22 protein-coding genes are annotated in these 22,400 nt (G+C 71.9%); 3 read left to right on the top strand and 19 right to left on the bottom strand.

Translation table 11 applies throughout. The annotated features are described in order from the left end of the window. Nucleotides 1-131 precede the first annotated feature (131 nt). Nucleotides 132-1,040 (bottom strand): hypothetical protein, encoded by a 909-nt coding sequence (locus ACFVTR_RS04380; RefSeq protein WP_387035071.1) that lies wholly within the window; start codon nt 1,038-1,040, stop codon nt 132-134. A gap of 173 nt (nt 1,041-1,213) precedes the next feature. Next, nucleotides 1,214-2,977, bottom strand: a complete 1,764-nt coding sequence (locus ACFVTR_RS04375) for a proline--tRNA ligase (protein ID WP_387035069.1) — start codon at nt 2,975-2,977, stop codon at nt 1,214-1,216. Between the two features lie 50 nt (nt 2,978-3,027). Between ACFVTR_RS04375 and ACFVTR_RS04370 the strand changes: the two genes are divergently transcribed. Together ACFVTR_RS04370 and ACFVTR_RS04365 are read left to right on the top strand one after the other, a co-directional pair. Continuing rightward, nucleotides 3,028-4,044, top strand: coding sequence for a phosphotransferase family protein (locus ACFVTR_RS04370; RefSeq protein ID WP_387035067.1), 1,017 nt, complete (start codon nt 3,028-3,030; stop codon nt 4,042-4,044). 47 nt (nt 4,045-4,091) lie between these two features. Then, nucleotides 4,092-5,513 carry an RNB domain-containing ribonuclease gene (locus ACFVTR_RS04365; RefSeq protein ID WP_387035065.1) on the top strand — a complete coding sequence of 474 codons (1,422 nt, stop codon included), beginning with the start codon at nt 4,092-4,094 and terminating at the stop codon, nt 5,511-5,513. A gap of 52 nt (nt 5,514-5,565) precedes the next feature. On the opposite strand, the gene ACFVTR_RS04360 is transcribed toward ACFVTR_RS04365, so the two are convergent. The 17 genes from ACFVTR_RS04360 to ACFVTR_RS04280 form a co-directional block, all read right to left on the bottom strand. After that, nucleotides 5,566-5,730: a hypothetical protein gene (locus ACFVTR_RS04360; protein ID WP_387035063.1), complete on the bottom strand. Its 165-nt coding sequence runs from the start codon at nt 5,728-5,730 to the stop codon at nt 5,566-5,568. 74 nt (nt 5,731-5,804) lie between these two features. Continuing rightward, a complete protein-coding gene (gene ispG / locus ACFVTR_RS04355; RefSeq protein WP_376940913.1) occupies nt 5,805-6,935 on the bottom strand; it encodes a flavodoxin-dependent (E)-4-hydroxy-3-methylbut-2-enyl-diphosphate synthase in 1,131 nt (376 codons plus the stop codon). Between the two features lie 69 nt (nt 6,936-7,004). Next, entirely contained in the window at nt 7,005-7,724 is a 720-nt protein-coding gene (locus tag ACFVTR_RS04350; protein ID WP_387035061.1) for a hypothetical protein, read from the bottom strand. Nucleotides 7,725-7,919: 195 nt separating this feature from the next. Next, nucleotides 7,920-8,618, bottom strand: a complete 699-nt coding sequence (locus ACFVTR_RS04345) for a hypothetical protein (RefSeq protein ID WP_387035059.1) — start codon at nt 8,616-8,618, stop codon at nt 7,920-7,922. 241 nt (nt 8,619-8,859) lie between these two features. Next, complete coding sequence (locus ACFVTR_RS04340) at nt 8,860-9,489, bottom strand: hypothetical protein (protein ID WP_387035057.1); 630 nt, start codon at nt 9,487-9,489, stop codon at nt 8,860-8,862. Between the two features lie 199 nt (nt 9,490-9,688). Next, nucleotides 9,689-10,747 carry an alpha/beta fold hydrolase gene (locus ACFVTR_RS04335; protein WP_387035055.1) on the bottom strand — a complete coding sequence of 353 codons (1,059 nt, stop codon included), beginning with the start codon at nt 10,745-10,747 and terminating at the stop codon, nt 9,689-9,691. 92 nt (nt 10,748-10,839) lie between these two features. After that, nucleotides 10,840-11,481, bottom strand: coding sequence for a CoA transferase subunit B (locus ACFVTR_RS04330; RefSeq protein ID WP_387035053.1), 642 nt, complete (start codon nt 11,479-11,481; stop codon nt 10,840-10,842). A gap of 1 nt (nt 11,482) precedes the next feature. Further along, nucleotides 11,483-12,256 carry a CoA transferase subunit A gene (locus ACFVTR_RS04325; protein ID WP_387035051.1) on the bottom strand — a complete coding sequence of 258 codons (774 nt, stop codon included), beginning with the start codon at nt 12,254-12,256 and terminating at the stop codon, nt 11,483-11,485. Continuing rightward, the gene (locus ACFVTR_RS04320; protein WP_387035049.1) at nt 12,253-13,167 is read right to left on the bottom strand and encodes an alpha/beta fold hydrolase; all 915 of its coding nucleotides are present in this window, start codon (nt 13,165-13,167) and stop codon (nt 12,253-12,255) included. The genes ACFVTR_RS04325 and ACFVTR_RS04320 overlap by 4 nt, the downstream gene beginning before the upstream one ends. Then, complete coding sequence (locus ACFVTR_RS04315; RefSeq protein ID WP_387035047.1) at nt 13,164-13,910, bottom strand: 3-hydroxybutyrate dehydrogenase; 747 nt, start codon at nt 13,908-13,910, stop codon at nt 13,164-13,166. Before ACFVTR_RS04315 ends, ACFVTR_RS04320 begins: the two co-directional genes overlap by 4 nt. Further along, nucleotides 13,907-14,647 (bottom strand): TetR/AcrR family transcriptional regulator, encoded by a 741-nt coding sequence (locus tag ACFVTR_RS04310; RefSeq protein ID WP_387035045.1) that lies wholly within the window; start codon nt 14,645-14,647, stop codon nt 13,907-13,909. Before ACFVTR_RS04310 ends, ACFVTR_RS04315 begins: the two co-directional genes overlap by 4 nt. After that, nucleotides 14,644-16,218: a class I adenylate-forming enzyme family protein gene (locus tag ACFVTR_RS04305; protein ID WP_387035043.1), complete on the bottom strand. Its 1,575-nt coding sequence runs from the start codon at nt 16,216-16,218 to the stop codon at nt 14,644-14,646. Before ACFVTR_RS04305 ends, ACFVTR_RS04310 begins: the two co-directional genes overlap by 4 nt. Beyond that, on the bottom strand, nt 16,211-17,302 hold the full coding sequence (locus ACFVTR_RS04300; protein ID WP_387035041.1) for a branched-chain amino acid ABC transporter permease: 1,092 nt from the start codon (nt 17,300-17,302) through the stop codon (nt 16,211-16,213). Before ACFVTR_RS04300 ends, ACFVTR_RS04305 begins: the two co-directional genes overlap by 8 nt. Further along, nucleotides 17,299-18,174 (bottom strand): branched-chain amino acid ABC transporter permease, encoded by an 876-nt coding sequence (locus tag ACFVTR_RS04295; RefSeq protein ID WP_387035039.1) that lies wholly within the window; start codon nt 18,172-18,174, stop codon nt 17,299-17,301. The genes ACFVTR_RS04300 and ACFVTR_RS04295 overlap by 4 nt, the downstream gene beginning before the upstream one ends. Next, on the bottom strand, nt 18,174-18,917 hold the full coding sequence (locus tag ACFVTR_RS04290; protein ID WP_387035037.1) for an ABC transporter ATP-binding protein: 744 nt from the start codon (nt 18,915-18,917) through the stop codon (nt 18,174-18,176). Before ACFVTR_RS04290 ends, ACFVTR_RS04295 begins: the two co-directional genes overlap by 1 nt. 38 nt (nt 18,918-18,955) lie before the next feature. Further along, nucleotides 18,956-19,711: an ABC transporter ATP-binding protein gene (locus ACFVTR_RS04285; protein WP_387035035.1), complete on the bottom strand. Its 756-nt coding sequence runs from the start codon at nt 19,709-19,711 to the stop codon at nt 18,956-18,958. Between the two features lie 77 nt (nt 19,712-19,788). After that, on the bottom strand, nt 19,789-20,985 hold the full coding sequence (locus ACFVTR_RS04280) for a substrate-binding domain-containing protein (RefSeq protein WP_387035033.1): 1,197 nt from the start codon (nt 20,983-20,985) through the stop codon (nt 19,789-19,791). Nucleotides 20,986-21,121: 136 nt separating this feature from the next. Between ACFVTR_RS04280 and ACFVTR_RS04275 the strand changes: the two genes are divergently transcribed. After that, nucleotides 21,122-22,306 carry an acetyl-CoA C-acetyltransferase gene (locus tag ACFVTR_RS04275; protein ID WP_387035031.1) on the top strand — a complete coding sequence of 395 codons (1,185 nt, stop codon included), beginning with the start codon at nt 21,122-21,124 and terminating at the stop codon, nt 22,304-22,306. The last annotated feature ends 94 nt before the right edge of the window (nt 22,307-22,400 follow it).

The raw sequence follows: 22,400 nt of genomic DNA, 5'->3' as shown, positions 1-22,400 counted from the left end.
GCGCGCGACCCCGGGGCCCTCTGCTCCCCGTCGTACCCCAGCCTTCGCTCCATCCTCAAGCCGAGTGGGCAGGTATGAACCCAAGAAGCGCGACGAAGGTACGTCTCTGCCCACTCGATCGGTGCGGGACGTCAGTGGGCGAGACGACGCCGTCGATGTGCACGGATGTCCGCGAGAAAGCCGCCGGGGGCACGCAAATCGGCGATCGTCACCCGGATCACGATCCACCCCGCGGATTCCAGTGCGCGGCGACGAGCGATGTCGTCACGCCACCGCGCTGCGTCGAGCCGATGCTCCTCGCCCTCGTACTCGATCGCGATCTTGAGCTCGGGGTAGGAGAGGTCGGGATGCAGGACGACACCGCCGAGCACTACGACCGGCGCGGCGATCACCGGTTCGGGGAGCCCGGAGCGCACGATCGTCAATCGCGTGTGCGTCTCGCGTCGCGAGTCGACTCCGGTTCTCACGTGCTCGAGCGCCTCGCCGAGCTTCGCCGTTCCACGGGCAGGTCGATGGCGGCCGATCGCAGCCCTCAATTCATCGCGGGTGCACAGCGGCGCGACACGGAAGCCCCGCGCCACGAGCCGACCCGAGACGAATGCGTCGCCGGCCGCGATGAGATCGTCGAGCGACAGCTGCGTCGCGAGCTGGCACCAGGTGTCGGCGGGCGAGGCGAGTGGGAGCCCGCGGTCGTCGCGTCGAAGCATCCGCTTGATGCGATGTCCGGTCACCCCGACCGCCCTGGGCCGTCCGTCGTCGGTCGACGACACATGCAGGGTCGGAGCGGCCTCGAGTTCGGCCGGCAGCGGGATCTCGTACAGCAGCGCCGCGGTCGAATGGCTGAATACCTCTGGCCCGCGCATCCGCGGCAGGTAGGCGCGGCACCGCCCGCGCAGTTCGCGGAGGTCGATTCCGATGCTCCGCACTCCGTGGAACGGACGGTCGATGTCTGCGCCACGGAGCCGGCTCGCACCGAGGCCGAGCGCGCCTGCCGCCGTCACAGCGAAGGCGCGCCGTTGCAGCCGTCGGGGAATGGGCACTCGGCGATTCACTCGCCCAGCATGCCGAGCGATGCCGCTGTGTGCAGAGGTTCTCCACAACCTAGATGCCCGCGGCAATCGAGTGGGCAGAGATGAACCCATGCCGCGCCACGGAGGTTCATTTCTGCCCACTCGACTGGGCAGGCGGAGGGACGTAGTGGGGTGGGGCCCGGTCAGCCCTGGAGGGCCTCGACCACCCCGTCGAGCGGCACCTGCGTGCGCTCGCCCGTCGCGCGGTCCCAGACCTCGACGACGCCGTCGGCGACGCCGCGGCCCGCGATCACGATCTTCGGGACGCCGATGAGCTCGGCGTCGCCGAACTTCACGCCGGGCGAGACCTTCGGCCGGTCGTCGTAGAGCACCTCGTAGCGGGCGGCCTCGAGCTCGGCGACGATCCGCTCCGCGGCGTCGAACACCGCCTCGTCCTTGCCGGTCGCGACGACATGCACGTCGAACGGGGCGACCGACGCCGGCCAGATGAGGCCCTTGTCGTCGTTGTGCAGCTCGGCGATGATCGCGAGGATGCGGGTGATGCCGATGCCGTACGAACCCATCGTGACGGTCGCGAGCTTGCCGTTCTCGTCGAGCACCTTGAGCCCAAGCGCTTCTGCGTACTTGCGGCCGAGCTGGAAGACGTGCCCGATCTCCATGCCGCGGGCGAGCTCGACCGGCCCCGAGCCGTCGGGGGCGGGGTCGCCGGCGCGCACGTCGGCGAGGTCGACGACGCCGTCGGCGGTGAAGTCGCGGCCGGCGACGAGCGAGAGCACGTGCTGCTCGTGGACGTTGGCGCCGGTCACCCAGGCGGTGCCGTCGACGACGCGGGGGTCGACGAGGAAGCGGATGCCGCTCGCCGACTGCTCGCCCAGCACCGGGCCCTCGGGCGACCAGGGCCCGATGTAGCCCTTGACGAGTGCGGGGTGCTTCGCGAAGTCGGACTCGGTGGCGGCCTCGACCTCGGCCGGGGCGAACGCCACCTCGGCGCGCTTCATCTCCACGTCGCGGTCGCCCGGCATGCCGACGACGACGAGCTCGCGCGTGCCGTCGAGGTGCGTGAGGGCGAGCACGACGTTCTTCAGCGTGTCGGCCGCGTGCCACGGGCGGTCGGTGCGGGCCTGGTGCTCGTTGACGTGGTCGACGAGGCTCAGGATCGTGGGCGTGTTCGGCGAGTCGAACACGATCGGCGCGGGCTGGCCCTCGATGGGCAGCGCCTCGGGCACGAGGGTCTGGAACGCCTCGACGTTCGCGGCGTAGCCGCCGGCCGAGCGCACGAAGGTGTCCTCGCCGACTGGCGTGGGGTGCAGGAACTCCTCGCTCTTCGAGCCGCCCATGGCGCCGGCGTCGGCCTGGACGATGACGTACTCGAGCCCGAGGCGCGTGAAGATGCGCTCGTAGGCGTCGCGCTGGGCCTGGTACGAGGCATCCAGCCCCTCGTCGGAGATGTCGAAGGAGTACGCGTCCTTCATGGTGAACTCGCGACCGCGCAGGAGGCCCGCGCGGGGGCGCGCCTCGTCGCGGTACTTGTCCTGGATCTGGTAGATCGAGAGCGGCAGGTCCTTGTACGACGAGTACAGGTCCTTCACGAGCAGCGTGAAGACCTCCTCGTGTGTCGGCGCGAGCAGGTAGTCGGCGCCCTTGCGGTCCTGGAGGCGGAAGAGCGCCTCGCCGTACTCGGTCCAGCGGTTCGTGACCTCGTAGGGCTCGCGCGGCAGCAGCGCCGGGAAGTGCACCTCGTGCGCTCCGGCGTTCTCCATCTCCTCGCGGACGATGCGCTCGATCTTCGCCTTCACCCGGAGGCCGAGCGGCAGCCACGCGAACACGCCCGGCGCCTGGCGGCGGATGTAGCCGGCGCGCACGAGCAGCTTGTGGCTCGCGACCTCGGCGTCGGCGGGGTCTTCGCGGAGCGTACGGAGGAAGTAGTTCGAGAGGCGTGTGGGCACCCGATGATTCTACTGAGCGCGGTGGATGCCTCCTGCCCTATCGTGCTGACATGGATCAGCGCCGGCCGTTCTCCGCCGAAGTGACGTCGAGCGACTGGCTGGACGCCGCGACCGCGTGGGCGTCGTCGGCGCTCGCCCCGCTCGGCGCCCGCATCACCGCCGTCGCCCAGCCGCGAGTGCGCCCGTGGTCGACGCAGCTCGTGATCGACGCCGAGCAGGGCGGGATCGCAGAGCGATTCTGGTTCAAGGCGAACTGCCGTGCCCAGAGCTTCGAGCCGGGCCTCCAGGCGTTCCTCGCGAGCGCGTTGCCCGACGCGGTCACCGCCCCGATCGCCGTCGACCGCGAGCTCGGCTGGATGCTCACCGCCGACCACGGGGCGACGCTCCGCGAGGCGCGCGGCGATGCGGGCGCCACCGCCGAGGACTGGCTCGCCGTCGTCGGCGAATGGGCGCGGGTGCAGCGCGCGCTCGTCGACCGCGCCCTGGACATCACGATGCTCAGGGTGCCGGACTGCTCGCCGGCGACGGTGCCCGATCGCTTCGAGCTCATGCTCGCGCGGGTGCTCGGGCTTCCGCCCGGGCATCCCTCGGCCCCCGACGACGCGACGGCTGCGGCGCTCCGCGGCGCGCGATCCCGGGTCGACGAGGCGGTCGCGACCCTCGCTGCGAGCGGCCTGCCCGCGACGCTCCAGCACGGCGACCTGCACCCGGGCAACGTCTTCGCCACCGTCGCCGGCGAGACGGGGCGGCTGCGCGTGTTCGACTTCGGCGACGCGCAGTGGGCGCACCCCGTCGAGGCGATCCTGATCCCGATGGCGGTGATGGAGGTCGGCGGGCTCGACCCGGCCCCGGTCGAGGCGGCGTTCCGCCGGGCATGGGCGGCGTCGGGCGCGCTCGACGACGACCGCTGGGCCGGGCTCGTCGCCGCCGCCGAGATCACCCAGGCGGTGAATCGCTCGCTCACCTGGTGGGACTGCCTCGCCGATGCGGACGGGTCGGAGACCGACGAGTGGGGCGAGGCGGTGCTGCGGCACCTCGCGCGGGTGCTCGGGCGCCGCGACGATTGACGACGCCGGCGAGGCATCCATCGTGATGCGCCTCGTAGGCTGGGCGCATGCCAGCCCGCCGCCCGCACCTCACGGAGTCCGTCGCGCAGAGCGAGCTGGCCGAGTCGCTCGCGGCGCTCCGCGCCTCGCTCGACCTGCCCGAGGAGTTCTCGCCCGAGGTGCTCGCCGCGGCCGAGGCCGCTTCGGCGGCGGCGCCCGGCGCCGACCTCCGCGACCTCGCGTTCGCGACGATCGATCCCGCGGGCTCGACCGACCTCGACCAGGCCATGCACCTCGCCCGGCTGGGCGACGGCTACCTCGTGCACTACGCGATCGCGGACGTCCCGGCGTTCGTCGCCCCCGGCGGGGCCGTGGACCTCGCGGCGCGCGAGCGCGGGCAGACGCTCTACGCCGCCGACGGCCGCATCCCCCTGCACCCGGCCGTCATCGGCGACGACCGCGCATCGCTCCTGCCGGGCGCCGACCGCACCGCCTTCGTCTGGCGGTTCGAACTGGCCGGCGACGGCGCGATCACGGCCGCACGCCTCGAGCGCGCGCTCATCTGCTCGCGAGCCCGGCTCGACTATCCCGGCGCGCAGGCGCTCATCGACGCCGGCGATGCCGACGCGCCCGTCGCCCTGCTCGGCGAGATCGGCCGGGCCCGCATCGAGCAGGAGCGGCTGCGCGGCGGCGCGAGCCTCAACACCCCCGACGAGGAGATCGTGCGGCGCGACGGCGGCTACGACCTCCTGCGCCGCACGCCCCTGCCCGTCGAGGACTGGAACGCCCAGCTCTCGCTCATGACCGGCATGGCCGCGGCCTCGATCATGCTCGACGCCCGGGTCGGGGTGCTGCGCACGATGCCCGCCCCCGACGACGAGCAGCTCACCGCGTTCCGACGCCAGACCGAGGCGCTCGGATGCCCCTGGCCCGACGACCTCTCGTACGGCGAGTACCTGCGCGGCCTCGACCGCACGGAGCCGCTCGCCCTCGCCGTGCTGCAGATCGCGGGCGGGCTGTTCCGCGGAGCCGGCTACGTCGCCTTCGACGGAACGCCGCCCGCCGAGACCGTGCAGGCCGCCCTCGCCGCGCCGTACGCGCACGTCACCGCCCCCATCCGCCGACTCGTCGATCGCTGGGGCCTCGTCATCTGCGAGGCGGTCGCCGCCGGACGTGGGGTGCCCGGCTGGGCGCGCGACTCGCTCGGCGCGCTTCCGCGAATCATGGGCGTCGCCGGACAGCGCGCGTCCCAGCTCGACTCGGGGTCGGTCGCGCGGGTGGAGGCGGCCCTCCTCCACGACCGGATCGGCGAGCGCTTCACGGCGACGGTGCTCGAGCTGCGCGGCGAACGCGCGGTGTTCCAACTCGAGACGCCCGCCGTCACGGCGAGCTGCCCGGCGCCCGCCGGTGCGCGGGCCGGGGGCACGATCGAGGTGGCGCTCGAGGCGGCCGACATCGCGGCGGGCTCCGTGCGCTTCAGCGCGGTGTGAAGGTCACGCGCGCCTCGTCTCCTGCCGGAGACGTCGTGCCGCCGCGATGAGCTCAGACGCCCTCGACGTCCTCCTCGTCGTCGAGGGCGAACCGCTCGAGGTCGCCCTCGGCCTCCGTCGCGACCTCGTCCTCGTCGGTGCCCTCGTGCAGAGTCCCCATGCCGTCGGGATAGCCGGCCGTGTCTGGGTACTCGAACTCGCTGCCGTCGCCGCTCATCGCGGTCTCCTCTCGCGATCGGATGCCTCGGGGCACCCGCTGCCGCCCACCCTACGCTCGGGCGGCGGAGGCGACTACGGGGTGACGACGGTCGGCGTGCCGACCGGGGCGTCCACGCCCATCTCGTCGGCGATGCGGTTCGCCTCGGCGATGAGCGTCGCGACGATCTCGGACTCGGGCACCGTCTTGATGACCTCGCCCTTCACGAAGATCTGGCCCTTGCCGTTGCCCGAGGCGACGCCGAGGTCGGCCTCGCGCGCCTCGCCCGGACCGTTGACGACGCAGCCCATGACGGCGACGCGCAGCGGCACGCTCATGCCCTCGAGCCCGTCGGTGACGTCGTTGGCGAGCTTGTACACGTCGACCTGCGCGCGCCCGCACGACGGGCACGAGACGATCTCGAGCTTGCGTTCGCGGAGGTTCAGCGACTGCAGGATCTGAAGGCCGACCTTCACCTCTTCGACCGGCGGGGCGCTCAGGGAGACGCGGATCGTGTCGCCGATGCCCTCGCCGAGGAGGATGCCGAACGCGGTCGCCGACTTGATGGTGCCCTGGAACGCGGGCCCCGCCTCGGTCACGCCGAGGTGCAGCGGCCAGTCGCCGCGCTCGGCGAGCATGCGGTACGCCTTCACCATGACGATGGGGTCGTTGTGCTTCACCGAGATCTTGAAGTCGTGGAAGTCGTGCTCCTCGAAGAGCGACGCCTCCCACACGGCCGACTCGACGAGCGCCTCGGGCGTCGCCTTGCCGTACTTCTGCAGCAGGCGCGGGTCGAGCGAACCGGCGTTCACGCCGATGCGGAGCGAGACCCCGGCCTCCTTCGCACGGCGGGCGATCTCGCCGACCTGGTCGTCGAACTTGCGGATGTTGCCCGGGTTCACGCGCACCGCCGCGCACCCCGCATCGATCGCGGCGTACACGTAGTTCGGCTGGAAGTGGATGTCGGCGATCACCGGGATCTGGCTCTTCTTCGCGATGATCGGCAGCGCCTCGGCGTCATCGCGGCTCGGCACCGCGACGCGCACGATGTCGCAGCCCGAGGCCGTGAGCTCGGCGATCTGCTGCAGGGTCGCGTTGATGTTCGTCGTCGGCGTGGTCGTCATCGACTGCACGCTCACCTGCGCGTCGCCGCCGACCAGGACCTTGCCCACCTTGATCTGGCGCGACTTGCGTCGCGGGGCCAGGACTTCGGGGATTTTCGGCATTCCGAGATTCACAGCAGGCACGACTCAAGTGTAGTTGGGCGGGCGGGGCGCGCGCCCGCGAGCGGAGGACTACACGCAGCCGCTCTCCACGACGGGCGCGTGCACCTCGGCGAGCGTCGTCGTGTCGTCGCTCGGAACGAGGTCGACGACAAGACGCTCGGTCTTCGGCGATCCGTCGTACCAGACGACCTCCAGCTCCTTCGACTCCGTGTACGCGTGCGCGCACTCGCCGGCGATCCGGAAGGTCGACTGGCTTTCGATCTCGGACCAGTCCTCACCGACCGTCCTGCCATCGGCGCTGGCGAATTCGATCCCGTTCGAGCCCTCGTCGGCGAACTCGACGGCGAAGGCCGGGGCACGGGTCGGCAGGAACGAGCTCCGGTGCTCGTCGTCGCGATAGTGCAATTCGATCACGGTGAACGACCCCCACGTGTGACGTGTGCTGGGAACGTGCTCCTGACTGCCGCGATCCTCTTCGATCGTCGCTGCCCCGCCGAACGCCGTCGTCAACGCGATGACAACGGGCTCCGCTTCATCCGCGTAGTAGTCGAACGAGGCGAGGACGGCACCGTCGCCTGCGCTGAGGACGAGCGAATCGACCCCCACCGTGATCGACGCGGTGTCGGCCACCGTCTCAGCCATGGGTCCGGCCGATGCGCTCGGCGTGACGGGCGCTCCGGGATCCGACGTGGGCGACGGCTCGCCCGAGGCCGCGGCGACGCAGCCGGTGAGCAGGAGCACGGCGAGCACCGAGGCGACGAACGCACCCCTCGTGTCGGGTCGGTTCATCAGGCTCCAGAGTTCGGTGACGGAGGCTCGGGTAGGGTTGCCCCGATTCTGGCAGTGCCCCGCAGCCCGTGGAAGCACGCATCATCACGATTCGCTCACGCATTCGAGGTCGCACTCGCCCGCACACGCAGGCCGGCGGAGGTGTCGTTCAGGCGCAACCGTGCGAGATTCACCTCTCTGATCTCCGGCCGACGGTCATGCGCAGCCATCCTCGAAGATCGGCGTCGGCGCCCTCACATCGGTGACCACGCCGTCTTCCGGACTTCCGCCGAAGTCGACCCCGATCCGGCCCAGGTAGACAGTGCCATCCGGCCGCATCCGCTCTTGTTCGACGTAGTCGAGGTATGGCCCCGAACACATGCTCGGATTCACCTGCAGGTCCGGCATCGCCTCGAGCACGGCCCACGGGCTGCCCGCACTCACACCGTGCTGGGTCGAGAGCGCGACGCCGCCGACGTCGGCCCCCCTGAAGACCACGTGGAAGCTCGGCTGGGAGAGCGTCCGTTCCTCGTCGGCGGCGAACGCCCACCGGTCGACGAAACGGTTCTCCCAGAGCTCGAGCACACCCCAGCGATGCACGGTGGTCGGTGGGAAGTGGCTGGTACCGCGTAACTCCTCATCGACCGGCGCGGCATCGAGAATCTCCTCGATCGCCGCGATCGCCGCGTCTGCGTCGTCGAGGTAGTCGAGCTCGATCACGACTGTGCCTGCAGCATCGCGAAGTTCGAGTGATTCGGGTCGCGCGACGAGCGCGACCACCGTTTCGATGGGTTCGACGGCCGGAGTCGGAGCTGTCGAAGGCGAGGGAGCGGCCGATGAGGGCACGGACGTCGGAGCCGGCGTCTCGAGGTCGGGCACGGGCACTGTCACGACGCAGCCCGTCATCGTCGCCACGACGAGGACCGTCGTCAGTACCATCGCGCATCGAGTCGAGAAGGGGGTCGACACTTGCCTCGTGTCGGGTCGGTTCATCAGGCTCCAGAGTTCGGTGACGGAGGCTCGGGTAGGGTTGCCCCGATTCTGGCAGTGCCCCGCAGCCCGCGGAAGCACGCATCATCACGATTCGCTCACGTACTCGAGGGCCTCGCCCGCTCACACGTTCCTCGGTGACCTCGAAGGTTCTCGCGACCCGAGCTCAGGCGCAACCGGTCTCCACCGGATAGGGCGCACCGATCCAGATGACCGACGCGTCCTCGCCCGGGGGCTCGGTTCCGAACGCTTCTCGCAGGGCGACGCCGAACTTTCGTTCGACGTCGGTGCCGTGCATGTGGCTGTACTCCTCGATCACGACGACATCGGCAGCTGGTCCTGAACATGTTGTCTCGTCGGGATCGAGCAGCGCCTCCAGGTCGGCGAACGCGTCGCCCGCGTGGATGCCCGACGGCGTCGTCAAGTCGACCCCCTCGTACTCGGGCGCGTCGAAGTACACCGCGAACCGCGGCCAATCCAGACCGATCGACTCCGCATCGCGCCGCTCCTCGTCGTAGTGCCTCACCTCGATCTCGACCTCACCCCAGGTGTGGGCGGTCGACGGCGGGGTGTGGTTCGATCCGGGCCGTTCCTCGTCGACCGGCTCGGCGTCGAAGACCTTCTCGATCGCGGCGAGCACCGGCTCGGGCTCGTCCAGGTAGGCGAACTCATCGACGACCACGCCTTCGGCGTCGACGAACTGCAGCGAGGTCGCGGTCGCGACGAGCGCGGTCACGCCATCGAGCGGGTCGACGGGAGTCGGCGTCGGCGTCGGCGTCGCGGTCGCCGTCTGCATCGGGGTCGCGGTCGGTTCCGCCCCCGTCGCGCCGGAGGTGCACGCCGCAAGCATCCCGCTCGCCAGAACCGCCCCGAGTAGCGCGCCCCAGCTGCGCATCCGCATCATCTCCCCCGCTCGTCCCGCAGACCGTCCTCGCAATTCTGGCGGGCGGCCGCCGCAGGGCGAGGAGCCGCGCACCACGAATGGGTAACGTTTCTCACTCCGCGATGACTGCGAGCAGCGCCCCCAGGAACGCCTCGGGGTGCTCGAGGTGCGGCGAGTGGCCGCAGTTCTCGAGCTCGAGCTCGGTGACGGCGCCACCGTCGGCCGCGTAGCGGGCCAGCACGGCGCGGGTCTGCGAGACCATCGGCTGCGGCGGGGCGATCTCGTCACCCGGCCAGCCGGGGATGATGCCGGCCTTGCCGAGCTGATTGAGGTCGAAGAACGAAGCGTCGCCGACGATCGCGTCCTGTGCGCCGTGGACCCAGAGCACGGGCGGCTTGACCGCGAGCTCGGCGATCGCCGACGTGTCGAAGTTCGTCGGCGCCATCGTGTTCAGCACGCCGCGCCCGCCCGGCGCGAACCCGGGCCAGTTCGACGACTCGGTCGCGTCGCCCGGATAGTTGTCGAGCCCAGTCGCCGTCGAGAGCATCGACTCGACCCAGATCGCCTCGTGCGCCGACGGGAAGCCAGGCGCCACGTAGCTCGATCGGTACACCGCGAGGGGCGAGGCGCCGGCCTCCTCGGTGCGGTCGGCTGCCTCGAGGCGGGCCACGAAGTCGGGGTTCGCTCCCCCGCCGCCCGTGCCCGCGGCGTCCTCGACCAGCAGCGAGCCGTCGGCCGCGGTACCGCCGAAGCCGTAGGGCGACACCGTCGACTGCAGGGTCAGGCTCGCGACCAGCTCGGGCCGGTCGAGCAGGAGCTGCATGACGACGCCGCCGCCCATGCTCCAACCGACGAGGTGCACGGCGCCGAGCCCGAGCGCGTCGATCACCGAGGCGACGTCGTCGGAGAAGTCGCGGACACCGCGGGTCGCGTCGACCGGCAGCGTCTCGCTCGCACCGAAACCGCGGAGGTCGATCGCGACCGCGTCGACGTCGGCCGGCAGCGCGAGCATGATCGGCTGCCAGAACAGCGAGGAGGAGACGTTGCCGTGCACGAACACGACGGTCGTCGCGCCGTCGACGGCGGACGCCCGCCGGCGCAGCACTCCCGCGCGCAGGCGGGGCGTCTCGACGGTCTCGGACTCGATGCCGGGGAGGATGGTGTCGGTCATTGCTGGCTCGTTTCAGGGTCGGCGCTGTCCCGGCACGGCCATGGGAGGCCGTACCGGACAGCGGTCGGGTCGGGTGGAGGGCGGGCCTCTGGCTAGGCGAGCCCGGAGGTGTCGAGCGGCGGCTCGGTCGCGGCGACGACCTCGTCGACGGTGACGCCCGGGGCGCACTCGACGAGCACGAGCCCGTCGGGCGTGACGTCGATGACGGCGAGATCGGTGATGATGCGGTGCACCACCCTGCGGCCGGTGAGCGGCAGCGAGCAGTCGTGCACGATCTTCGGGGTGCCGTCCTTCGCGACGTGCTCCATGAGCACGATGACCTTGCGGGCGCCATGCACGAGATCCATCGCGCCGCCGGGCCCCTTCACCATCTTCCCGGGGATCATCCAGTTCGCGAGGTCGCCGGTGGCCGACACCTGCATGGCGCCGAGGATGGCGGCGTCGATCTTGCCGCCGCGGATCATGCCGAAGCTCAGCGCCGAATCGAAGTAGGCGGCGCCGGGCAGCACCGTCACGGTCTCCTTGCCGGCGTTGATGAGATCGGGGTCGACGGCGTCGTCGGTCGGGTACGGGCCGACGCCGAGGATGCCGTTCTCGGACTGCAGCACGACGGTCATGTCGTCGGGCACGTAGTTGGGCACGAGGGTGGGCAGCCCGATGCCGAGGTTCACGTAGGAGCCGTCGGTGAGTTCGCGGGCGGCGCGGGCGGCCATCTCGAGTCTCGTGAGTGCCATGTCAGTTCCCCTCCCGCACGGTGCGGCGTTCGATGCGCTTCTCGATGTCGCGGCCGACGACGACGACGCGGTCGACGTAGACGCCGGGCAGGTGCACGGTGTCGGGGTCGAGCTCGCCGGGTTCGACGAGCTCCTCGACCTGGGCGACGCAGACCCGCCCGGCCATCGCCGCGAGCGGCGAGAAGTTGCGGGCCGACTTGTCGAAGACGAGGTTGCCGTGCCGGTCGCCCTTCAGCGCGTGCACGAGGGCGAAGTCGGTCGTGATCGCCTCCTCGAGCACGAACTCGCGGGGCTCGCCCGCGAACTCGAAGGTCTGCACGGGCTTCGCGGGGCTCGCGACGGCGACCGTGCCGTCGGCGTGGTACCGGCGGGGCAGCCCGCCCTCGGCGACCTGCGTGCCGACGCCGGTCTGGGTGAAGAACGCGGCGATGCCCGAGCCGCCGGCGCGGAGCTTCTCGGCGAGGGTGCCCTGCGGGGTGAGCTCGAGCTCGAGCTCGCCCGTGAGGTACTGGCGTTCGAACTCCTTGTTCTCGCCGACGTACGAGGAGGTCATCTTGGCGATGCGCTGCTTCGCGAGCAGCACGCCGAGCCCCCAGTCGTCGACGCCGCAGTTGTTCGAGACGACGGAGAGCCCGTCGACGCCGGCATCGAGCAGTGCCTGGATGAGCACCATCGGGATGCCGCAGAGTCCGAACCCGCCGACGGCGAGACTGGCTCCTGAGGGGATGTCGGCGACCGCCTCTTGGGCGGACCCGACGACTTTGTCGAGTGTCACGTTGCACCTTCCTGTGTGTCTGCGGCCTCGATGCGGGCGCGGATCACAGGGATCACGCTACCCGTGCCGCCCTCCGTCATGAGGATCGTGTAGTGGTTGACGTCGGCGACCTCGTGGGTCACGAGGGCGGGCACCCGCGCGGCCCACTCGGCGACGAGCGCCTCGGGGTAGAGGGGCGCCGCGTCGAGGAGTCCGCGCGGCGCGCGGAAGACGTCGACCGGCCCCGGCAGCGCCTCGAGGGCGGCCGTGTAACCGCCGCGACCGTCGAGTTCGACGGCGTTCACGGCGACGGCGTCGGCGTTCGCCGAGCTGCGGAGTTCGGGCTCGCGCCCGTCGAGGTCGTAGTCGACGTACGCTTCGACGGCGTCGTTCCAGTACGGGCCGAGGGCCGGATGCCGCCGCCAGAAGGCGAGGTACGCCGCTCGATCGGCGAAGGTCATCGAGAGCCGCTCGAGCGCGGGCCCGAGCAGCACCTTCGGCAGCTCTTCGGGGGCGACCCCCTCGGGGCTCGGCACGGGCAGCCCGCCGTCGACGAGCGCGAGGCCCGCGACCCGCTCGGGGTGGCGCTCGGCGAGCCGCACCGAGACGAAGGCGCCCATCGAGTGGCCGACGACGTACGCCCGCTCGATGCCGAGGGCGTCGAGCATCGCGGCGAGGTCGTCGGCGTGCTGCTCGAGGCCGTAGGGCCCCGGCAGGCCGTTGCTGCGACCCCGCCCGCGGAGATCGGGGGCGACGATGCGACGTTCGGGCATGGCCTCCGCGAAGAGGTCCCAGTTGCGGTGGCTCGCGGTGATGCCGTGCACCGCGAGCACGGGCAGCCCCGCGGCATCCACGTGCCACTGGCCGCCGGCGAGCGCGCCGCCCGCGACGGGCGCCGAGAACGCGGACGCGGCGAGGGAGGCGGTGGTCATCGTGCGCTCCATCCGCCGTCCATCGTGTAGCTGGCCCCCGTCACCATGCCCGCGTCGGGCCCGGCCAGCCAGAGCGCGAGGCTCGCGACCTCGGCGGGCTCGACGAGCCGCTTGATCGCCGACTCGGTGAGCATGATCTTCGGCAGCACCTCCGACTCGGGGATGCCGTGCACGCGCGCCTGGTCGGCGACCTGCTTCTCGACGAGGGGCGTGCGCACGTAGCCGGGGTTGATGCAGTTCGAGGTGACCCCGTGCGGGCCGCCCTCGAGCGCGGTCACCTTCGACAGCCCCTCGAGGCCGTGCTTGGCGGCGACGTACGCCGACTTGAACGGCGAGGCGCGCAACCCGTGCACGCTCGAGACGTTGATGACGCGGCCGAAGCCGCGCTCGTACATGCCGGGAAGCGCCGCCCTGATGAGGAGGAAGGGCGACTCGAGCATGAGCCGCATGATGAGCGAGAACCGCTCGGGCTCGAACTCCTCGATGGGTCGCACGTGCTGGATGCCGGCGTTGTTCACGAGGATGTCGGCGTCGAGCGAGAGCTCGGCGAGCGCGGCGGTGTCGCCGAGGTCGACCGGCCAGGCCTCGCCGCCGAGCTCGCCGGCGACCCGCTCGGCCGCCTCCGCGTTGAGGTCCGCGATGACGACGTGCGCTCCCGCGCCGGCGAAGGCGCGCGCACAGGCCTCGCCGATGCCGCTCGCTCCCCCGGTGACGACCGCGCGTCGTCCTGAAAGGTCGGTCACGATTCCTCCTTGTCGTGCGCGGCGGACCGCGGGTCGTGTGCGAGCGCGGGGCGGCCGAGCGCCCCGGCCCTGTCCGGCGCGGAGCGTACCTCGGCGACGAGCGCCGGGCGGCCGAGCGCCCCGGCGATGAATCGCATCATCTCGTCGAGCACGTGCTGCGGCACCTCGCGGGTGCCGCTCGCCGTGGGGTCGGCCGGGTCGCCGGGCGCGGCGTCGCCGTCGCCCCAGAGCACCCAGCGCATGCCGATCATCTCGCCGACGCCCATGAGCGCCCAGGCGGCGACGGTCGGGTCGATGTCGCCGATCTCGCCCTCCTCGGCGGCGTCGCGGAGCCCGTCGATGTAGCCCTCGACGATGCGCGAGTAGTGCAGCCGCAGCGCGTCGGGCGAGACGAGCTCGGCCTCGCGCACGACGCGGTACAGCGCCGGGTGCTCGGCGGTGAAGCGGAAGAACGCCGCGAACCCCGCGCGCTCGGCCTCGATGCGGCTCGCCGCACCGCGGGAGCCCTCGCTCATCGCCTGCCGCACGCGGTGGTTCAGGTCTTCGACGAGCTCGTTGAACACGTCGAGCTTCGTGTCGAAGTACAGGTAGAAGGTGCCCTGGCCGACGCCCGCGCGCTCGGTGATGCGCGAGACGGATGCCTCGTGGTAGCCGTGGGCGGCGAACACGTGCTCGGCCGCCTCGAGGAGGCGCCGCCTCGTCTTCTCGCCGCGGGCGGTGCGGGGTGCCGCGCTCATCGGGTCTCCTCCAGTTCGGATCGGGCGGGCCCTGCCGCATGGTCGGCGCCCGCGCGTTCGGCGAGCGTGCGCCGCAGCACCTTGCCCGCCGCCGAGCGGGGCAGCTCGTCGATGAACCGCACCTCGCGCGGCGCCTTGAAGTGCGCGAGCGACTCGCGGGCGAACGAGATCAGCTCCGAGGCATCCGTGACGCGGCCGCGCGCGGCGACCACCCACGCGACGCCGGCCTCGCCCCAGCGGTCGTCGGGAACCCCGACGACCGCGACGTCGGCGACCGCCGGGTGCGCCATGAGCGCCGCCTCGACCTCGGCGGGTGCGACGCCCTCGCCGCCCGTGATGTAGAGGTCTTTCAGGCGGTCGACGATCGTGAAGTAGCCGTCCGCGTCGCGGCGCACGAGATCGCCGGTGTGCAGCCAGCCGTCGCCGAGCGCCGCGGCGGTGGCCGCCGCGTCGCGGAAGTAGCCGGCGAAGACGCCCGGCCCCTGCACGAGCAGCTCGCCCTCGGCCGCGCCCTCCAGGTGCTCGCCGGTCACCGGGTCGGCGACGGCGACGTCGACGTGCGGGTAGGGCTTGCCGGCCGACCCGGCGCGACTGAGCGCGTCCTCGTCGGGCAGGCACAGCACGTTCGGCGAGGCCTCCGTGAGCCCGTAGCCCTGCGTGAGCGCGATGCCGCGGGCGTGCCAGGCCCGCAGCAGCGCGGGCGGCATCGGCGCCCCGCCGACGATCGCGTGCTCGAGGCTCGAGAGGTCGGTGTCGCCGAAGGCGGGATGCTGCGCGAGGAAGAGATAGTTCGCCGGCACGCCCATCATGGTCGTGATGCGCCGCTCCTGGATGAGGTGGAGCACCCGCCCCGGATCGAAGGTGCGCTCGAGCACCACCGTCGCGCCCGTCCACCAGGCGAGCAGCGGCTGGATGTTCCAGCCGCCGACGTGGTACTGCGGCATCACCGCGAGCACCGTGTCGGCCGCCCGCAGCTCGGCGATGCGCGAGAACGAGAGGTTCGTCCAGAAGCAGTTCGCGTGGGTCAGCACCGCCCCCTTCGGGGTCGCGGTGGTGCCCGAGGTGAAGATGATGAGCAGCGCGTCGTCGTCGTGCACCTCGGTGCGATCGGATGCCGCGGGCCCGCCGTCGCGGGCGGGTGCGGGCACCTCGGCCTCCACCCCGTGCGCGCCGAGCGCGGTGCTCGGCACGCGCCGCGCGAGACGGGCGAGGGTCGCCCGGCCGAGCGAGTCGAACTCGTTCTCGACGAGGAGCAGCGCGGGCTGCGCGATCTCGAGCTGCGCCGCGAGCTCGCGCGGCGCGAGCCGCCACGAGAGCGGCACGAGCACGAGCCCGGCCTTCGCGCAGGCGAAGAAAAGCACGACCTGGTCTGCGCTGTTGCCGGTGATCGTCGCCACCCGGTCGCCGACGGCGTAGCCCGCGGTGCGGAACGCCTCGGCCAGCCGCTCGGCACGTTCGTCGAGCTCGCGGTACTGCACGACCACGCCGCGGTCGTCGATCGCGATGCGCTCGGGGGTCGCGCGCGCCCGGTCGCGGGTCCAGCGCCCGAGTGTGTGCCGTCCGTCAGGCATCGGCCACCTCTTCCGACTCGGCCGGGTGGCTCGCGCGCCCCGAGCGGATGCGCTGCGGGATGCCCGCGATCCCCCCGGGCAGGAACAGCACCACGAGGATGAAGAGCGTTCCCAGAATGAACAGCGGCTCGCTCAGCGGAACCCGGAGCACGGCCGGCAGCCCCGCGATGAAGTCGGAGCCCGCGAGCGCCGTGAGCCGCTGGTCGAGCAGTGTGTAGACGATACCGCCGACGATCGCGCCCCAGCGATACCCCACTCCGCCGAGCACCACGATGACGAGGAGGGTAAGCGTGAAGTCGGCCGTCGCGACGCGCGGCGCCGCCCCCGACTGCAGCAGCAGGTAGCCCATGCCCGCGACGGCGGCGAGCACCGAGGCGACGATGAAGATGAGGAGCTTCACGTCGTACGGCCGGAGGCCGAGCACCCGCACCCGCAGCTCGTTCTCGCGCGTCGCCTCGGCGACGTGTCCCGCGCGGCTCTGCTCGACCCAGAGCACGACGAGGTACACGAACACGAGCACGCCGAGCGCGACCCAGTAGAGGTTGCGCGTGTTGAGCACGCCGACGAGGGCGTCGGGCACGTGCTCGATGTCGAGCGCGAGGCCCTCGTCGCCGCCGGTGGCCCCGCCCGGGTTGCGGCGGATGAGCACCGAGCCCGCCTGGGCGAAGGCGAGGGTCACCATCGCGAAGGAGATGCCGGTCACTCGGAGCGCGAGCGCGCCGACCGTCGCCGCGAGCACGAAGCCCGCGACGAGGGTGACGACGATCGAGCCGAGGAAGATGAGCTCGCTCGGCCACTCGGCGGGGCCGAAGGCGTCGAGGGTCATGCCGAGCCCGTAGGCGCCCGCCGCGAAGAACAGGGCGTGCCCGAACGACAGGAGCCCCGCGAGGCCGAACATCATGCGGTAGCTGAGCGCGAGGGCCGCGATGAGCATCGCGTAGGCGATGAGCTGCAGCGTGCCCGGCGTGTACGTCGGGCCCGGCAGCACGCCCGGGATCTCGATGGCGAGGAGCGGCAGCACGGCGAGCAGCACCACGAGAAGCACGCCGCCGACGGCGAGCCAGAGGGTCTTGTTCCGGGTCATGCGATCTTCCCCATGAGTCCTCGCGGGCGGATGAGCAGCACCGCGGCGAGCGCGACGACGACGACGAGGTCGCCGGTGCCGCCGAGGTAGTAGTTGGCGAACTGCTGGAGCACGGCCACGAGCACCGACGCGACCGCGGCGCCCGTGAGCGAGCCGAGCCCGCCGATCACCGTCACGATGAACGCGAAGATGAGCAGCACCGAGCCGAGGTGCGCCGAGACGTAGCCGTAGTAGACCGAGGCGAGCACCCCGCCGAGGCCGGCCGCGGCCCCGCCGATCGCGAACACGAGGGTGAAGGAGCGCCGCACGTCGATGCCGAGCGCGGTGACCATCTGCCGGTTCTCGACGCCCGCGCGGATGATGAGGCCGTAGCGGGTGCGCTTGAGGAACAGCACGATGCCGCCGAGCACGATGACCGCGCACGCGATGAGCAGGAACCGGTCGTTCGGGATCTTCGCGCCGAGGATCTCGGTGGTCTGCGTGAGCCAGTCGGGCCGGGCCGTGTAGATCGGGTCGGTGCCCCAGATGCCCTCGAAGAGCGCGACGGTCGCGAGCGAGAGGCCCACGGTGACGAGGGCCTGCTCGATGTGCCGTTCGTAGAGCCGGCGGATGAGGAAGTACTCGGTGAGGGCGGCGACGATCGCACCGACGGCGATGCCGACGATCGCCGAGATCGCGAGGCCCCACCAGGTGCCGTCGGAGACCCGGCGGCCGACCTCCCAGCCGAGGAAGGCGGAGATGGTGAGGAAGGAGCCGTGGGCGAAGTTGAGGACGCCCATGAGCCCGTAGATGAGCGAGAGTCCGCTCGCGACGAGGAAGTAGAGGGCGCCGAGTCCGAGACCGGTGATGAGCAGCAGGACGATCGTCGACATCAGGCGGCCTCGCTCGCGTCGTGCACGCCGAGGTGGCGGTGGACGAGCTGCTCGTCGTCGAGGAACTCGGCGGCGCCGCCCGTGAAGACCACGCGGCCCCCGGAGAGCACGACGACGCGTTCGGCGAGCCGGCGGACGACGCGCAGGTTCTGCTCGACGAGGAGGATGGGCACGGTCCGCGCCGCCTCGGCGAGCGCGACGGCGACCTCGTCGACGATGCGCGGGGCGAGTCCCTTCGTGGGCTCGTCGACGAGCAGCAGCCGGTTCTCGTTCACGAGGGCCCGTGCCAGGGAGACCATCTGCTGCTGGCCGCCGGAGAGCGTGCCGGCGCGCTGCGCGCGGCGGGCGGTGAGGTCGGGGAAGAGCCGCTCGACGAGCTCGCGCCGTGGCGAGGCGTCGCGTTCGGCGAGCCGGAGGTTCTCGGCGACGGTGAGCTGGCCGAACACCTCGCGGTCCTCGGGCACGTAGCCGACGCCGCGCGACACGATGCGGTGGGTTGGCAGCGTCTCGATCCGCTCGCCCGCGAGGCGCACCTCGCCCGTGCGTTCGATGAGCCCGAGGATCGACTTGATCGTCGAGGTCTTGCCGACGCCGTTGCGGCCGAGGAGGGCGGTCACGCCCGTGGCGGGCACCTCGAAGGCGACGTCCTCGATGACCTGCTGGCCGGCGATGCGCCCCGAGAGGCGGTCGACCACGAGGATGGGTTCGCGGCGGGTGGGTTCGCGGCGGGTGGTCTCGCTCACATCGCCTCCCCGGGGCAGGGCTGCACGGTCGGGCTCGCTCACATCGCCTCCCCGAGGTAGGCGGACTGCACGGTCGGGTTCGCCATGACGGCCTCCGGGGTGTCGACGGCGAGGAGTTCGCCGTGGTGCATGACCGCGACGCGGTCGACGAGGCCGAGGACGACCTCCATGTGGTGCTCGACCATGAGCACGGTGCGACCGCCGCGGTGGAGCCCGCGGATGACCTCGGTGAGCGCGGGCACGTCGCCGGAGGCGACGCCCGCCATGGGCTCGTCGAGGAGGATCACCTTCGGGTCGGTGGCGAGGAGCATGGCGATCTCGACCTTGCGCTTCTCGCCGTGGGCGAGTCCGGATGCCTCGGCGCCGGCGCGGTGCTCGAGGCCGACCTCGGCCAGGCACTCGAGGGCGCGCTCGCTCGCGGCGTCGCTCGCCCTGGGGATGCGGAAGAGGCTCGTCGCCCCGCCCGCGTGCGCCTGCGCCGCGAGCCGCACGTTCTCGAGTACGGTGAGCGCGGGGAACAGGCTCGAGGTCTGGAACGTGCGTCCGAGGCCGGCCGCGGCGCGGCGGTGGATCGGGTCGCGGGTGACGTCGGCGCCGTCGAGGAGGACGCGCCCGGACGTCGGCCGGACGACGCCCGAGACGACGTTGAAGAGGGTCGTCTTGCCGGCGCCGTTCGGTCCGATGACGCCGAGCATCTGCCCGGCCGGCACGTCGAGCGAGACGCCCTCGAGGATTCGGGCGCCGCCGATGCGGAGGCCGATCTGCTCGAGGCTGAGCATCGCGTGGTCGGTCATTGCTGCCTTCGGTCGAGGTTCGGTCGAGGGGGTGGGATCGGCGGCCAGCCGGGTCGGGCGGCCGCCGATCCCTGGTGTCACTCGCCGGCGACCGGCGGCGCGACCTCGTCCGCGTCGATCGTGTCGACGAGCTCGGGCTTCCAGGCGTCACCGTCCTGCACGAGCTTCGCCTGGTACATCGGCTGGATCATCGCGTGGTCCTCCGCGCGGACGGTGATCTCGCCCTTGACCGAGTCGAAGGTCCAGCCCTCGAGGGCATCGATCATGCCGTCGACGGTGTCGCCGCCCTCGCGCACGGCCTGCACGATCATCTGCGCCGCGACGAAGCCGTCGGGCGAGAAGAGGTCGGGCGTCGCGCCCGCGGCCTCGAGGTGCTCGATCATCGCGGCCTCGGCGTCGGTGCCGGCCGCTCCGCCGAAGTAGTGGTTGAGGAAGGAGATGTCGGAGGACGCCTCGCCGTACGCGCCGTAAGTGGCGACATCCCCGAGGCCGGTGACGACGGGGACGGCGTCGAAGACGCCCTGCTGCGAGAGCGCCGTCCACATGGCGCCGGAGGAGGCGCCGGCCCAGGCCACGAAGACGAGGTCGGGCGCGGCGCTGACGAGCTGCTGCGCGAACGGCGTGAACTCGGTGGCGTCCTCGGCGACGAGCACGCCCTCGACCGTCGCGCCCTTGCTGCCGAGCACGGCCTGGACGCCGGCGAGGTTGCCCTGGCCGAACGCGTTGTCCTGCGCGAAGACGACGACCTTCTTGCCCGCGGGGTCGCCGATGAACGTGCCGGCGGTCGCGACGTCCTGGAAGGTCTGGCGGCCCGAGCGGAAGGTGTACTCGTTGACGCCGGTGATGGCGTCGGCCGCCGCGGGGCCGGAGATGTAGAGGATCTTGTTCTGCGCGGCCTGCTCGGCGAGCGCGGTCGCGATGCCCGACGCGGCGGTGCCCGCGAGGATCTGGTAGCCCTGGCCGATGAAGTCCTTCGCCTTGGCGACGGCGGTGTCGGGGTTGCCCTGGTCGTCGCCCCACTCGATCTCGAGCTCACGGCCGTCGACCGTGCCGGTGCCGTCGGTCGCGTAGTCGAGGCCCGCCTCGAATCCGGCCGTGTAGGCCTCGCCGTACGCGGCGAGCGGGCCGGTCTGCGAGGTCAGCATGGCGACCTTGACCGGCGCACCGGCGTCGCTCGCGGCCGGGTCGGCGCCGGCGGTCGGCGCGCAGCCGACGAGAGCGAGGGAAGCGGCGGCGATGACGGCCGTCGCGAGGTACTTCTTCGTAGCCCGCATGGGTTCTGCCTCTCAACAGTGAATGGCTGGGAATGTGATGCTTCTCGGCAAACCTGACAGCTGGTTCAGGTCTCAGGAAAGTACAATAGGCTGCGAAGCGCAACGCTCGCAACCCGTACGAAGGAGTCCAGGAGACATGAGCATCCCCGACGTCGTCATCATCGCGGGGGCACGCACCCCGTTCGCCCGCATCAACGGCAATCTCGCCGGGCAGAGCGCGGTCGAACTCGGCACGGTCGCCATCCGCGGCGCGCTCGCGAAGGCCGGCGTCTCCCCCGACGACGTCGATGCCGTCATCATGGGCCAGGTCCTCCAGGCGGGCGCGGGGCAGAACCCCGCCAAGCAGTCCGCCGTCGCCGCCGGCATCCCCTGGCGGGTGCCCGCCACCACGCTCAACAAGGTCTGCCTCTCGGGCCTCGTCGCGATCACCGACGCCGCCCGGCTCATCCGCCTCGGCGAGGCCGACGTCGTCGTCGCCGGCGGCCAGGAGTCGATGACGAACGCACCGCACCTCCTGCCCGGCTCCCGCGCCGGCCACGTCTACGGCAGCGTCGAGCTCCTCGACCACGCCGCCCACGACGGCCTCACCGACGCCTTCGACCGCGAGTCGATGGGCGCCTCGACCGAGCGGTTCAACGGCCGGTACGGCATCGGCCGTCCCGAGCAGGACGAGATCGCCGCCGCCTCCCACGTGCGCGCGGGCGCCGCCCAGGCCGCCGGCGTCTTCGCCGACGAGATCGTGCCCGTCGAGATCCCGCAGCGCAAGGGCGACCCCGTCGTCGTCGCCGAAGACCAGGGCGTGCGCCCCGACTCGACCGTCGAGGTGCTCGCGAAGCTCCGCCCCGCGTTCGAAGCCTCGGGCACGATCACCGCGGGCAACTCCTCGCCGCTCTCCGACGGCGCCGCGGCCGTCGTCGTCGCGAGCCGCGAGTGGGCCGAGTCGCGCGGGCTCCCCTGGCTCGCGCTCGTCGGCGCCGCGGGCCAGGTGGCCGGCCCCGACAACTCGCTGCACTCGCAGCCCTCGAACGCCATCGCGGCGGCCCTCGAGAAGGGCGGGCTCGAGGCATCCGCCCTCGACGTCGTCGAGATCAACGAGGCCTTCGCCGCCGTCTCGCTGCAGTCGGCGCGCGACCTCGAGCTCGACCTCGAGAAGGTGAACGCGCACGGCGGCGCCATCGCGCTCGGCCACCCCATCGGCGCCTCGGGCGCCCGCCTCGCCCTGCACGCGGCTCTCGAGCTCGCGCGCCGCGGCGGCGGCAACGCGGCGGTCGCGCTCTGCGGCGGCGGCGGCCAGGGCGAGGCGCTCCTGCTCAGCCGCTGACCGGCCTCCCGGATGCCTCGGCCCCGCGCCGAGGCATCCGGTCACGCCGTTTCAAGAGAACGTACGCGACTCAGGACGATCTCGACCGAATCGT

The organism is Agromyces sp. NPDC058126, assembly GCF_042884595.1.
Taxonomy (GTDB): domain Bacteria; phylum Actinomycetota; class Actinomycetes; order Actinomycetales; family Microbacteriaceae; genus Agromyces.
The sequence above is the reverse complement of the archived record's forward strand: the minus strand, read 5'-3'. Positions and strand labels throughout refer to the sequence as shown.